The sequence below is a fragment of the Hallerella sp. genome, from assembly GCF_022776125.1.
Lineage (GTDB): Bacteria > Fibrobacterota > Fibrobacteria > Fibrobacterales > Fibrobacteraceae > Hallerella > Hallerella succinigenes.
In genome coordinates, this window is sequence record NZ_JALFIA010000047.1 from 1 (window position 1) to 13733 (window position 13733).

General features: G+C 51.0%; 8 protein-coding genes. 2 read left to right on the forward strand and 6 right to left on the reverse strand.

The annotated features are described in order from the left end of the window. Both MR847_RS05615 and MR847_RS05620 read left to right on the forward strand, forming a co-directional pair. A partial coding sequence (locus tag MR847_RS05615; protein ID WP_287723175.1) for an FISUMP domain-containing protein occupies nucleotides 1-1141 on the forward strand: 1141 nt, incomplete at its 5' end. 60 nt (nucleotides 1142-1201) lie between these two features. Continuing rightward, entirely contained in the window at nucleotides 1202-1447 is a 246-nt protein-coding gene (locus MR847_RS05620; RefSeq protein WP_287723176.1) for an LEPR-XLL domain-containing protein, read from the forward strand. A 152-nt stretch (nucleotides 1448-1599) separates the two neighbouring features. Here the strand turns inward: MR847_RS05620 and MR847_RS05625 are convergent, their stop codons facing one another. From MR847_RS05625 to MR847_RS05650, 6 genes are all read right to left on the reverse strand, one after another. Then, entirely contained in the window at nucleotides 1600-3411 is a 1812-nt protein-coding gene (locus MR847_RS05625) for a carbohydrate-binding protein (protein ID WP_287723177.1), read from the reverse strand. An 18-nt stretch (nucleotides 3412-3429) separates the two neighbouring features. Further along, nucleotides 3430-4935, reverse strand: coding sequence for an extracellular catalytic domain type 1 short-chain-length polyhydroxyalkanoate depolymerase (locus MR847_RS05630; RefSeq protein ID WP_287723178.1), 1506 nt, complete (start codon nucleotides 4933-4935; stop codon nucleotides 3430-3432). 24 nt (nucleotides 4936-4959) lie between these two features. After that, entirely contained in the window at nucleotides 4960-7260 is a 2301-nt protein-coding gene (locus MR847_RS05635; RefSeq protein WP_287723179.1) for a beta-xylosidase family glycoside hydrolase, read from the reverse strand. 176 nt (nucleotides 7261-7436) lie between these two features. Continuing rightward, nucleotides 7437-9116, reverse strand: coding sequence for a sialate O-acetylesterase (locus MR847_RS05640; protein WP_287723180.1), 1680 nt, complete (start codon nucleotides 9114-9116; stop codon nucleotides 7437-7439). A 96-nt stretch (nucleotides 9117-9212) separates the two neighbouring features. After that, nucleotides 9213-11219, reverse strand: a complete 2007-nt coding sequence (locus MR847_RS05645) for a carbohydrate-binding protein (protein WP_106519044.1) — start codon at nucleotides 11217-11219, stop codon at nucleotides 9213-9215. Nucleotides 11220-11427: 208 nt separating this feature from the next. Continuing rightward, complete coding sequence (locus MR847_RS05650) at nucleotides 11428-13674, reverse strand: carbohydrate-binding protein (RefSeq protein WP_277002705.1); 2247 nt, start codon at nucleotides 13672-13674, stop codon at nucleotides 11428-11430. Nucleotides 13675-13733 lie beyond the last annotated feature (59 nt).

Here is a 13733-nt window from a genome sequence, read left to right on the forward strand (position 1 = left end):
TATTACGGCCTGTGATGACAGTTCCAGCGGTGCCGGACCGGAACCCGTAGCGGAAGTTTCAAGCAGTAGTGGTACTATACGTCATTGCGAGGAGCAAACCGAAGGTTGCGACGAAGCAATCTCTAGCAGTGAAAAGGCGTCTTCCGGTGGTGGTTCGGTTTCGTCAGGAAAAGAAAACAGCTCTTCCTCCGCAAAATCAAGCTCTTCCACCGACTCCAAGAGTAGCTCTTCTGTATCATCGAGCAGCTCGGGGACGTCGGCGGGATCGTCAGCTGGGGGGAGCAGTTCTTCTTTGAAAACGTGCCCTCCAGAAAAAGAAGGGAATACAAGAACTGTGATGGAAACGGGTGAAAAACAATTATGCAAAGATGGCTATTGGGTCCCCGTGTCCTCTAGCTCGGCTGTGCCCACTAGCAGCTATTTCGACATGACGAACCAGTTTAACGAGAAGGTGTCATACGGCGAGTTCACAGACCCTCGTGACGGACAAAAATATCGTACAGTGAGCTTAAAAGATGGCGTCTATTATACTGACTCGCTTGTGTTTTTTGCAGAAAATCTCAATTTTGGCAAGATAATCTCTGGAGGGGCCGTACAGGGTGATTCGACCAAGTATTGCTATGATGACGATTTGTGGTATTGCGAGAATGGTTGGGGTGGTCTCTATACATGGAGTAATGCGATGAATCTTCCTTCGGTCTGTGACTCTGTAGAGTTTGGGTCGGAAAAATGCAATTACACATTTGCTCGAGATAAGGATGGGAAATTAATCGATGGCGAAATTATTCATCAGGGCATTTGCCCTGAGGGTTGGCATATAGCGAATGATGGTGAATGGGCGTATCTTCAGGAAAAAAGCGGCAATAGTGTAGCCCATTATATGGGCTCAAAGGTCGCCGGATTCGGCAGCAATGATTACGGCTTGTCGATTTTACCTACGGGGTATTGGTTGCGTTATGAAAACAACACGACTCTTTATAAACTTATAAAAGTACAGACTTTTTTTTGGTTGCCACAGCAGTCAAGTCTTTCTTTTGAAAAAGCTTTTCTTGTCTCGATCGCTTCTCAAAACATGAGCCGTCTTAGCGAAGAGCTCAAATCAAAACGAGCTTTTTCCATCCGTTGTGTAAAAAACTACTAATTATAACAAGATTTTAAACAAATTAACTAGGCTTTTCTTTGAAAAGCCTATGGGGTCTATATGTCCAAGTCCAAAAAGAACAACAAGAAAATTGCCAAGAAAGTTTCTCGCAACAGCTACAAAATTGAGTCTCTTGAACCGAGACTCTTGATGGATGCTTCGGTAAACGACTGGAATGATGAGCTCAATGCATTGAATGTCGGTGCCTACACAATTGATAGCAATTCTTCGAAGATTGACGGACTTCTTGTCGTAATTCCACAAAATCCGATAATGAACCAGAACGCCTTTCTTTGGCAGATGTAGTAAATGGTCAGAAGGTGATCTCAAGACAAATAAGTCTCAGGTTGTTCCCTATAACGGCGAAGCCCTTGAAGCAATGAGTTACGCTCGGTTTAACCCACTTGATGCTGGAGAAGGCCGGCTACAATGAAAATTGTAGTGTCAGCTACCCCGGCTTACTTGATCCGGTGCCCCGTCAAATCGAAGCGCTTGCCGTTCTTTTCGATGAACATCGCATTGCCCTTCTTGAGAAGTCGCGGTGAAACATCGCGCACTGTCGCGGGGATTGTCATACGAATTTCTTCCGTTTCTTCGCAGCTTTCGTTTTCGCAGAACTTGATGTAGTCAATGTCCATCCAGTCGCCGGTAACCGTGAAGCGGAGAATGTGTTCGCCTTCGGTCAGGTTCACCTTGGCTTCGACCGTATTGTATTCATCGTAGTTATTTTCGCCGGTGGTAGCCTGCGGAACGGATATTTCTTCGGTAATGTCCTTGCCATCCATGGAAAGCTTGAAGCTTGACGTGTTGTTGGCAGAAGCCACAGAAGCGTTCATGGTATAAGTTCCGGTCTTGGCCACCTTCACTGTATATTCGAGCCATTCTCCCGCCTGGTTGTAACCGACAATCACGCCGGTCGCCTTCTTGTAAAGGTCTACGCCGGTATCCGGGCGGTAATCGCTATCGCCGTGGTTTTCGGTATCCTTTTCGTTGTAAGTGGTGTTGCCCTGACCTACGCCGTTCACGTCGAAATCTTCCACTTCGATCTTACCCGGAATGGCGAGAGCTTCGCCCTTAAACGGGGCGCGTGGAACCGGCTTAAGAATTAAGCGGAGCAGTGCCGAACCGTGAGCCGGAAGTTCGATAGAAACATGGGATGCCGGGCCCAAGTCCTTCTTTTTCCAGGCATCGCGAACTTCTACTTCGCCTTCTACGCCAATGTCTGCAAAGTTGCATTCGACGGTCTGGATAGAAGAATTGTTGTTTAGAAGTGCCACAGCAATGTCGCCGTTCTTCAAAGGCTTGGTCCAAACCTGCTTTCCGTCCACGTCAGAAATGCGGTGGCCCTGAACGCCCAGGGAATCTTGGTTGATGGCGATCATGTCTTTGTTCAGGTAGAGTTCCTTGGTTTCGTTGCTCATCTTGCGGATGTCGGAACTGATCATGATGGGGGCCGCCATGATGGACCACATCGTCATCTGAGAGCGCTGTTCTTCGTAAGAGAGACCGTCATTGCCCACTTCGAGCATGTCCGGGTCGTTCCAGTGGCCAGGTTTAGCGATTTGCCAGTACTTATTGTTCGCATCGATAATTTCATAGACGCCGCGGTACCAGGACTGCGAAATCCATGCGGGGCCGATATCGAAAGTGGTACGCCAGAGGTTAGCGATTTTAGGCATCCAGTCCTTGTATTCCCACATGCAAAGGCTGAACACGATATCGCGTCCGGAATTGCGGAGGGCCTTGGACATGGCGGTGTAATCTTTTTCCTGGGTATTCGGGTCGGAATCACAGTTGTCGTACTTCCAGTAGTCTACACCCCATTCTGCAAGCTTTTTGGCATCCTGTTCTTCGTGACCATTGGAGCCACTTTCACTCTGCCAGTTGCTATTGTAATGGTGGCAAGTACGTTTACCACGGTCGCCGTAAAGACCGAACTTGAGTCCCTTTGCATGCATGTAATCGGCCAAAGCCTTCATGCCGCTCGGAAAAGTTTTCGGATTATTCTGGAGGTTACCTTGCGCATCGCGCTTGGTATCCATCCAGTTGTCATCGAGATTCAGAAAAACGTAGCCAGCATCCTTCAAGCCAGATTCGACCATCGCATCCGCGATTTCCTTGATCTGGTTTTCGTTGATGTTTTCGTGGAAAACATTCCAACTGTTCCACCCCATGGGGGGAGTAAGCACCAAACTATCAGGGTGCGCAAAGCTCATCGTCAAAAGCGAGAACGCTGCAGCAAGCGTTGCTTTTGTAATCGCAACCTTCATCACGACTCCTTGTTGAAACTACTTGACATTCAACCTGAATGTCACTCCAACATCAGACTTAACCACGAACATTCCAGATCGTTTCACCAAATTTTTGGCTGCTTCGTAAAGCCCCGCCTTATCGGCTTTCACGCGCCCTAGGAAAGCTCCGTTCATACTGAATACCGCATAATCCTGTACGCCGGACTGTTCTAGACGAATGTGGCCCAATGCAGTCGTGGAATCTTCGACCGGAATCTGCGATGCATCCAGCTTCGCCATTTTCACGTTGTCAAGCGTAAGTGTTCCCGTGGCAGCGCCCGCGTTAAAACTCAGGCGGCTATTCGTATCTGTCGCGGCCGTCATCTGGAATTTGAACGAATAGGTCTTCATATCTGTGCCGAGCTCAAAATTCTGCTTTTTCGTGAGGTAAGATTCCCACGGGTCATTATGCTGCTCCACGTTGACCTCGAGCGTACGGGCCGCACCCGCGCTTGCATCAAAACTGATTTCGTACCACTCGCCCTTTTCAAGGTGCAAATCGTGCTGGATCAGCTGCACCTGATAATTCTGCGTACCGATAGCGGAAATATTGAACTGATACTTACCATCTTTTGCATCACCTATCGCCTGCGCATCACCATGCAACTGCAAGTCCCAAGCCACGGCGCTTGAATCGAAACCGCCGTTAAAAATGCTATCGCGGTTCGTGGGCACCACAATCGCTGGAGTCGGTGGAGTAATGCTCGAACCATCGAGCGAATAGTTCTTTACGAAGTTCCAGATTTCATCACTGGTATTCACGCTGGCCAAATCCATGGAATACCAGTGGCCTTTTCCGGCGATGGACATGAGGCGCACTTCTACGTCGTTAGAGCAGCTACTCCACACTTCCAGGGAGGCAGCGGAACCTGAGCGGTTAGCCGGATAGGGCTTGGTCACCTGGGAACTTTCGGAGCATTTGTTAAAGGACACCCAACGCTTTAAATAATTCACACCGCTACTGTAATTGACCACGTCGTCGGAGGTCCCATGGGTATGGATAATCGGCATAGGGCGAGTGCTTGCCGGCGCAGGGTTTCCGATGGGGTAACCGGAAACAGGGGCGATGGCAGCAATCATGTCCCCCATTTTGTTTGCAGCATGGTAGCTCATCATGCCGCCCATCGAGAAGCCCGAAACATACACGCGGTTCTTGTCGATACCGTACTTGCTTTCCATCTCGTTGATGATGGCCTTGAGGAAGTTCACGTCCTTGTCACCGGAAATATCCCACGCCTTATTCTCGCCATTTGGGAAAACCACCACAAAGCGCGCGGTGTCGGCAATGGATTCCCACTTAGCCGCATTTTTCTGGTAGGGCGCATCCTGGTTCATGCCGTGCATTTGAATGATAAGCGGGCGGTTCCTCTCGATACCTGACGGAGCATACACGAGCATGCTACGGTTTGCTCCGTTTACCGTTATATTGTCGGCCACGGCTGAAGTAGCCATAAGCGCAATGCCAGAAAGGGCCAAAGCCAAACTTTTTTTTAAGCCAATCATCTGCATCTCCTTTTTGACCAAAACTTACCGAGTCACCATGAAACGACTGATAGAGCCGTTCTGGCTACGCATAAGGTAAACGCCTTTTTCGAAAACCATGGTGCGGATCTTGGCACGGGCCTCGTTTGCATTCCGAGCAGCGACGGAACCCACAAAGGCACCGTTCAGTGAATATACCCGGTAATGGTGCAGACCTTGCACTCCGAGCTCTACGCGGTGTACAAGCCCCGTTGTTTTGCAGCTTTCCTTGCAGAATTCCAGCCAGTCTACGTTCACGTAGTTCCCGACGATTTCCATTTTCAGGGCATGTTCACCGGCGGAAATTTCGGAAGTCTTTGCCGTAACCGTTGTATAGGTACTCCAATCTTCACCTTGTTCAGCATAGATGATTTCCGAAATAGCCTTGTCGTCGATATAAAGTTTCACACCCGCGTTTTCTGAAGCCGTTGCCATGTTTACTCGGATTTCGTATTCACCGATTTCTTCCACGTTTACGGTGTAGCGCAGCCATTCGCCTTCTTGCGTGTAGCCTACGGCATAACCCTTGCAGTCCTTGGTGTTGGCAGAATCCGAGCATTCTAGACCTACGATATCTACGGCTTCGTCGCGGTAAACCTTGCCCTGGTTTTCGCTACTTTTGTCGTAGTAGGCCCGGTTCGGTTTACCCACGTCGTAATTTTCCGCCTCGATCTTGCCGGGGACCTTTGCCGCAATGTCCTTGTAGGGCGTGGGCGGAATGGTATCCTGAACCATGTCCAGGTAAATTTCATCCTTGTAATCGGAGCCGATCTTGAACCAGTCAAAGTCTGCGTAGCCCCCTGCCGTCTTGGTGGCAAAATTGAAGAGGCCAAAGCGGTAACCCGTAAACATATGGAGTGAATAACTGAGGCTGACATCGTCGCCAATCTTTTTCCAGGTACTTCCATCGGTGCTGTAGTAGAAGGTAGCCGTTCCATGGTCCAGGGGTAGGTCGAAATCCACCCGCAAGTAAACTTCGGAACCCGAAATAGGAGCGGAGGCCTTCTCACTTTCCCCATCCTTGGTTCCCTGGTACATGACTACCTTGTAGCTGCCGCTTTCCTTGGCAAGAGCCACAAAGCCCTTGTCGTCTTGTAACGCCACGAGCCCCGCCATGTCGCCGTCCTTCATGCCCGCGCCATTCACCAAAGTTCTGCCGGAACACTTTGGGCCAAAGGTTCGCATGGTAAGCGTGTTCTTGGCATTCACGATACGGGAATCGGTACGGCCCGTGGTAATGCGGAGGTGTCCCGGATTTGCAGAAAGGCTCCAGTTCCTGTTATCGGGATTGTGGTTCCACTGCCATTCCAGCGGCAAAACCTCGGAATCGAAATCGTCGCTGGTGACCATACCATAACCGGGCAGGGCGTTTTCGGGAAGATCCAAGGTCGCAGGGGCCTTACCGCCATCTGCAACAGGCCAACCGTCTTTCCAACTGGTGGGTACCAGGTACGGAATACGGCCTACGGGGCCCGAATCCCGGAACAAAAGGGCGTACCATTTTCCATCGGGAGTGTCAAAGATGCCGCCCTGGGCCACACCGTTGTCTTGCAGGAAAATGCGTCCGCTAAAACCGGAAAGGAGACTTTTGGAACGGTAAACAATGGAGCTACGGCACTTGCCGGCAGGCCAGGATATGGTATACAGGTAGTATTCCCCGTTGACCTTTTCCATGTGAGCCCCTTCCTGCTGCACATAATACTGGGTGGTATTTGTCACGGCATTGATACTTACACCGTCCAGCGTGCCGCTACGCCCTCCGACCTTGACGCCACTCGCGTCGTCGTTCAGCTGCACATAGCTAATATGGTCGCCGCTACCGTAAAACACCCACACGGTGCCGTCATCCTCGAAAAAGAGGGAGGGATCGTGATAGAAGGGCAACGTGGTTTCGGTCCAGGGACCATTTTCTACATCGGCGGTTTTATACAAATGAGTCTTGCCCGTCGTATAGGAAGGTGTCAGCACATAAAAGAAACCCTTGTGGAAACGAATGCTGGACGCCCAGGAGCCCTTTCCGTAGGCGTCCTTGCCATTATCCAGGTTCTGCTGGTCATTGTCTACGAGAGTCTGATAGGCATAGCCCACGGTACGCCACTGGGCTAGATCCTTGGAAGCCATTACCGGTACACCGGGCGCAAAATGCATGGTGGTGGTCACCATATAATAGGTGTCTTCCACACGCACAATAGAAGGATCCGGATTGTCCACCCAGGTTATGGGATTAGAAACCGTCGCCCCAAATGTAAATATTGCATTGAATAAAGCCACGCCGCAGGCGTAGGCCGTAGATCTAAAGCATCCCATGTTAACTCCTAAACCCAAGTGCACCGCCTGAGTTGCTTACCTGCAAAACAGTACCCTGGTATACAAGTTTTTTCTACAAGCACAAAAAAGGTTCCCAAAAGTTCTAGCTGAAAAGCATCCCGAGAATTACGACCAAAAGTCCCATGACCGCAATCTGCTTTATGATTCTGATTTCGCTATTCGACATAAATGCCTACCTTGCGGGTCACGGTAGCTCCGGCAACGTTTCCGCGGAGCAGGTAAACTCCACGACGCAGATTGATCGTTCCCGACCTGGCATAGTTCAGGGCATCCGCCATACCGCTTGCCCGGAATCGAGCCACGCGCTTCCCCCGCAGGTCAAAGAGTTCAAAGCCGCTTTCGGGTTCGGTTATAAGTTTCAAGTCCTTCGCAATCGCTGTCGTATTCGAATCGGCAACCGCTACAGTCTTAAACTCCACGTAATCGATATCGATCCAGTCGTTGGTGATTTCCAGCTTCAGATCGTGTCTCCCCGCCTTCAGGGAGACCTTACCGCCGCTTACCACGGAGTACGTGTCAAAGCCCTTTCCGTTATTCAGAATTTCTTCGCCGATGCGTTCATCATCCATGTATAGGACAAAGCTACCGGTACCGTTGTCGCCTGCCACATTGGCTGAAATTTCGTATTCACCGTCGGCCGTTACATTTACCGTGTACTTGAGCCATTCCCCCTTTTGGCAATAGCCTATAGACAATCCCATATTCGGTTGGTAAATATCCACATCGTCCTTGCGGAATTTGCCCCCTTCGTTACCCTTGTTTAGGTCGTAGTAGGCCTTGCCTGCGCCACCCTTGTTATATTCCTCCGCTTCGATAGTACCGGGAATCGTTGCAGGTTCATCGCCATAGGGTCCATATTCTTCGGGCGGTTCATCGGCTACCGTTGACTGGGTCGGATCCACCAGGTTCACTTCCGGGGCATTTGGATCAATGGTCTTGTCGATGAGCTTGAGCATTTCGGATGCATAACGTTTGCCTAGTTCAATCACGCCCTCACGGCCAAAATGATAGGGGTCTTTGCCGTTGCCCTTGAGCCCCTGGGAAGAGGCAAGTCCGAATTTCTTGAACTTGCTCTTTAGTTGGGCGATGCCGGTGTTCTTGCTAGAACAGCAACTTCCTTGGCCCGAATTTCCCGTAGGATCGTTCATCATTTCGCCCGCCACAAAAGGAACTTCGTTTTCGTCTAGTTCCAGGGCATCTACAATGTCTTTGTAGGTCTTATACACGTTGTTTTGCCATTCCGTGCCCGCCCCGTCGGTTTCGCCCTGGTGAAAGATAAAACCCTTGATGACGCCCACTTCCTTGGCCTTCTTGCCCAAATCCACAATCCTCTGGTAAGGATTTGAATCGTAGTCCTTTGCCCAACTCTGGATATAGCTTGCGGCAGAACTGAAGTAGGCCTGGTACTGGTCCTTGTCAAAGGCCTTGATACTTACAGCTCCGATAGCTACGGGGATAATACCCACCGTAACCCCCGGCAAGGAATCCACCATGGCGCGACCAAAGTAGTCCGCCGGGGAAAGATTCTCGAAGGCATGGAACATGGGAGGAATTGCCGCGGCCCATTCTCCTGTCTTAATGGACTGGGTCGTGTTTCCGCTGCGCTGACTCGCATTTGCCGTATGGGAAGCAAGCATAATGAAGTTTTTCGGGGCTGTAGCCTGGTCTACAGCTGGGTCTATATCGCCGTTCCCTGCCATATTGCTTTGTCCGTAGGCTATGTAAATGTGAAAATTGGGATTAGGAGCGGCTTGAAGCATCAGGGGAATCAAAAGCAATCCCCAAACGGTCCAAGAAACCGTTGTCAAAAAATCGGACTTTTTTTTCATGTCCATATCACACTCCTTTTCCTTAAAACTACCCCCCAAAAAGCACAAAGAACACGGGGAAAGCCCCATGTTCTATGGACAAATAGTCAACGATGGATAAATCTATTTGGTCACCTGGATGCGTACAGTACGGCCACCGAGGGACTTGGCCAGATAGGCTCCGCCCCGTTTCACCAGATTTGCTGCCCTGGAACGGAGTTCCTGCATTCCCATCGCCTGGACGGAACCCAGATAGCTGCCATTCATGTCGAAAATACGGAAATTTTCAGTTTCGGTGGGCAGGAGCAGGGGCGCGGACACCGTAAAGGTCGTACCTTCCTTGTATTCTTCCGCCTCGGTGCCGAAGCGGAACCAGTCGATATTCACGTAGCCACCCGTAATGGAGAGCCGCACAATGTGCTGACCTTCCGTCAGGTTCACCTTGCCGGCAGAAACATCCTTGTAAACGCTCCAGTCCTCGCCGGTCTTGGGCATCTCGATAACCTCGGTTATGGTTTGCCCGTCAATGGAGAACTGGAAACTGGAAGTTTCGCTTCCGGAGGCGGCATGAACCAGCAACTCGTATTCGCCCGATTTCTTCACGTCGACAGTGTATTCCAACCATTCGCCCGTCGTGGTGTAACCGATGGCGTAATTGGAACCGCCTTTTACCACGTCTACCCCTTCGGTATCGCGGAATTCGGCGTCGCCCTTGTTCTCGGAATCGGAATCCTGGTAGGTGGAATTTCCCTTACCCTTGCCCGGTACGTCGTAGTTTTCGGCTTCGACCTTACCCGGCAAAGTTGCGACTTTACCATCGTAGGGTTCTCGGGGAATGACAATCTGTTCTCCAACGCCCACCAGGGTCACGATACAGTCCTTGTTGGTGGCGCCGGATTCCATGGTAATGGTGACAGATCCGTTTTCCACTTCCACTTCGCCTTCGTCCTTGGCATTTTTCGCCTCGCTGGTAGTGTACATGTGGAAAGTCGATATATCGGCACCCGGCACGTTCACCGTCACCGTCTTGCTCTTGCCGTAATCCCGGTTCACCAGCACGACAATGACGCTATCTCCATCGGCACTCTTGTAGGCGCTAGCAAAGAGATTGTCTTCGGGCTTGTCGGTTGCCCCCACACGGATGGCCCCAGGGCGCACGAAACGGGCAAACTGGCTCATTATGTAACCGCGCTTGGAAATCTTTCCGATTTCATCGGTGGGAATGCTGAGCTTGTTGCCAAAATCCTTTTCCATGATCAGGCCGTAACAGCGGCGGATATACCACCAGGTGTACTGATTGAAGTTACCCACCACCATGGCGCGGTGGATTTCATAGCCCACGTCCATGGCACGTACCGTATCCAGCTTGTTCTGATTTGCTTGGTCACCCGTATACATGACTTTGCGCCAGTAGTTGCCGCTGCCCTGACTTTCGGTGTAGTGTTCCGTCATCCAACGTTCCACGTTTTTCTGATCCGCTAGTGCGTATTGGAAAAAATCGTCGCCGGTAGTAGCGCTGCTGGCATAGAAATGGGCTCCGAGAATGTCCCAGTTCTTGAGGGCATTTGCGTCGTCTAGCACCTTGTTGTACAATTTTTTTTGGTATGCGAAGGATTCCGTAGAAATTACCTTGGTACCGTTCTTGCGCATTTGATCGGCATAGTCCTTGGTGAAGTTATAGATTTCATCGGCACTCCAGCAGGCCCATTCCCCACACCAGTCCGGTTCGTTACTGATGGAAATGGCATAGAGGGGCACACCCTGATCCTTCATGTAGGCCGTAAAGCTGTTCAGATGGTCTACATAGTTCTGGTAATTTGAGTCTGCCATGTGCTGATTGGCTCCGGCATAAGGCGAAGTCCAGGGTGTTGCATACAAGAGAAAGTCATCACCGGCGTATTTTTTGGCGTACTTCGCGGCGTTCACTTCCTTGTTGAAATCGCTTGAGCTCGCATATACGGGAATACGCAGCGTATTGAGGCCGATTGTGCCTTCACCTGTACCGAACGCAATCTTTGCGTCAGCTTCGGAAAGGCCGCCACCGCCCTGCCACTGGTTATGGACCATACCCCCAAAACCGCGTATGACCTGATGTTCTTCGTCTAAATCCACGTTGACAGTCGCGGCCATCGCCGTGCACCCAATCCCTAATACCCCGAGAATACAGGATACTTTCTTCACCCTATTTGAAATTGTCATGTTTACTCCTTTCCACCGCTCGACAAAAAATGCCTCATCCTTTTTGCTTTTTGTCAAGGGTTGACTTTTTAGCCCTTATTTATTTCAAGAAAGGCGCCTCCATTTGGAGGTGCCTCTCTTGGATGTGTTTTGTGGAAAACTAGCGGGAAACGGGGATTTTAGCCACCATTCCTGTTTTACGGCTACGGATCAAGCATATTCCCTGGAATTTCTGGGCCCGGGAACGCCACATTTTGGACGCTTCAGATAAGCTAGTGGCCATGAAACTTGCCACCTTATGGCCCCGTAGGTCAAACACGTCGTAGGCAGATGTTTGTATCGCGTCAAGTTTTACATGCCGGACAAGAATCCCGGTGGTTTCTTCGGAAATTTCCACCACTTCGCCGTTTACGATGGATTCCAGCTTGAACCAGTCTACATTTACGTAGCTACCGGTAATGGAAAGACGGATAATATGGGAGCCTTCTGTAAGCTTCACGGAACCGCCGTCAATTAACTTGTACACATTCCAGGTGGTGTCTGTCTGGGGAATCTTGACCGTATCGGAAAGGGCGTTGCCGTCCACTGTGAAAAGGATGCTGGAAGTCTTGGAACCGGATGCTGCATTTACGGTCAGCTTGTAGTCCCCGGTCGTCTTCACATCGACGGTGTATTCCAGCCATTCGCCGGCCTCGGTGTAGCCGATGGCGTAACCGGAACCGCCTTTTACCACGTCTACCCCTTCGGTATCGCGGAATTCAGCGTCTCCCTGGTTTTCTGCATTTTTGTCGCTGTAGGACGACACGTCGCCACGGCCAGAACCTGGAACATCGTAATTTTCAGCTTCGATTTTTCCCGGAACTTCCCAAGGCTTGTCACCATAGGGCTGCTGTGGTGTAGGGGGCGTAGTTCCGCTGCCTTCGAAGCCCCAGGCCTTGATAGCCATGGTAGAATCCTTGGAGCCCTTGAACACCAGGAACAACTGGTCTACGATACCCTTGAGACCTTCCACCTCGCAGGTGTTTTCGACATAGGTAGTTTTGTTGCCCGTATTCTTGAGGGAACAGACCCCTGCCAGTGTACCTGTGGCAGAATCCGTGTGGATTTCGATCTTGTTGCCGTCTTCGGCGCTCGCGGCCTGAACCACGAACCCTGTCGCCGCCGTTCCAAAATCCACGCCACTCACGCGGATCCAGGATTCCTTGGTAGAAAGCGGGAGCAGCAGGTGCTCGGTCACCTTGCCCAGGGTAAAGTTGGAACGGCTGCGGATGCCCTTCTGCTTGGAACTGGTAAGGGCCGGGTACCAATCGTAGGGGTCAAAGTTCTCGATCTGCTCCGGCCCTTCCTTGGTAAAGGTCAGCGGCATCATGGTGCCATCGTCATTGTAGAAGAACTCGTCGACGCTCACGCTGCGGTGGAAAGCTGCAACTGGATCCGCCTTGCCGTCTTCGGCGGGGATTTTTTCTAGGCCGTCGTAGCCGTTGGCAATGCGGCGGTCATGATAGGTCACATACCAGCGTCCCTTGAATTCCGCGATACCGTGATGGTTGTTGTTGTTCGCGTTGATGTTCTGGCCGTTGATACTCGGGTTTCCCATGAAGATGCCCTTGTATTCGTAGGGACCCATGGGGTTCTTGGACATGCCGTAGGCAATGCGCAAATCCGCTGTACTGTAGGAAAGGTAGTAGTTTCCCTTGTACTTGTGAATGTAGGAAGCTTCCATGGCCCTCGGGCCACCAATCTTCAGGTGGGTCTTGGTATTCACGTCAAAACCCTTCATGTCCTTGTTCAGCTTGTAAATGTTGAAAATGTCGTTGTTGTTGTCCTCCGCCTTGCGGGTATCGCTGCTGCCGCCACCGAAAGTGAAATAGCCTTGGCCGTCGTCGTCGAAGAAAATAGCCGGATCAAAGCACCAACCGATACCGTCGCAGTCCGCAAGACCACCTCCCCAGTTGTTGATCAGCTTCTTGTTGCCCGAAACAGGGTTCGTCCAGGGGCCAGCAATGCTGTCGGCGCCGATGAGGCCAATGCCGCCACCACCGCCATCGGGGAAAACGATGTACAGGCGTCCGTCATTGGGGTTTACCGCAATACCGGATGCCCAGATATCGCCGATACCGTCAACCTTGCGGGCATCGTAGATAATGCCGAAGTCGGTCCAGTTCTTCATGTCCTTCGTGCGGAAAGCATAAAGGGCCTTGATGTTGTAGCCGTTGGCATTGGCTGCCGCCGGGTCGTCAGAGTCGGTAATGACGTAGAAATACTCTCCATCGGATGCGGCGGCGGGGTCCGCCAGATAATGGTAGCTCGAAATCGGATTATCCGCCAGGCCAAAAACCGTAAGACCTGCAACCAGACAAGCCACCTTTTTAAGGCAAGACTTGCACCATACATTCCCGTTCAACATAAGAACTCCTATGAGGCAAAACCACACTTAACTTATGTTGCTAAAACTACCCACAAAAA

Coding starts and splice junctions, on each gene's coding strand:
- MR847_RS05620 (WP_287723176.1), top strand. CDS start 1,202: ATGTCCAAGTCCAAAAAGAACAACAAGAAAATTGCCAAGAAAGTTTCT.
- MR847_RS05625 (WP_287723177.1), bottom strand. CDS start 3,411: ATGAAGGTTGCGATTACAAAAGCAACGCTTGCTGCAGCGTTCTCGCTT.
- MR847_RS05630 (WP_287723178.1), bottom strand. CDS start 4,935: ATGATTGGCTTAAAAAAAAGTTTGGCTTTGGCCCTTTCTGGCATTGCG.
- MR847_RS05635 (WP_287723179.1), bottom strand. CDS start 7,260: ATGGGATGCTTTAGATCTACGGCCTACGCCTGCGGCGTGGCTTTATTC.
- MR847_RS05640 (WP_287723180.1), bottom strand. CDS start 9,116: ATGGACATGAAAAAAAAGTCCGATTTTTTGACAACGGTTTCTTGGACC.
- MR847_RS05645 (WP_106519044.1), bottom strand. CDS start 11,219: ATGGCCGCGACTGTCAACGTGGATTTAGACGAAGAACATCAGGTCATA.
- MR847_RS05650 (WP_277002705.1), bottom strand. CDS start 13,674: ATGTTGAACGGGAATGTATGGTGCAAGTCTTGCCTTAAAAAGGTGGCT.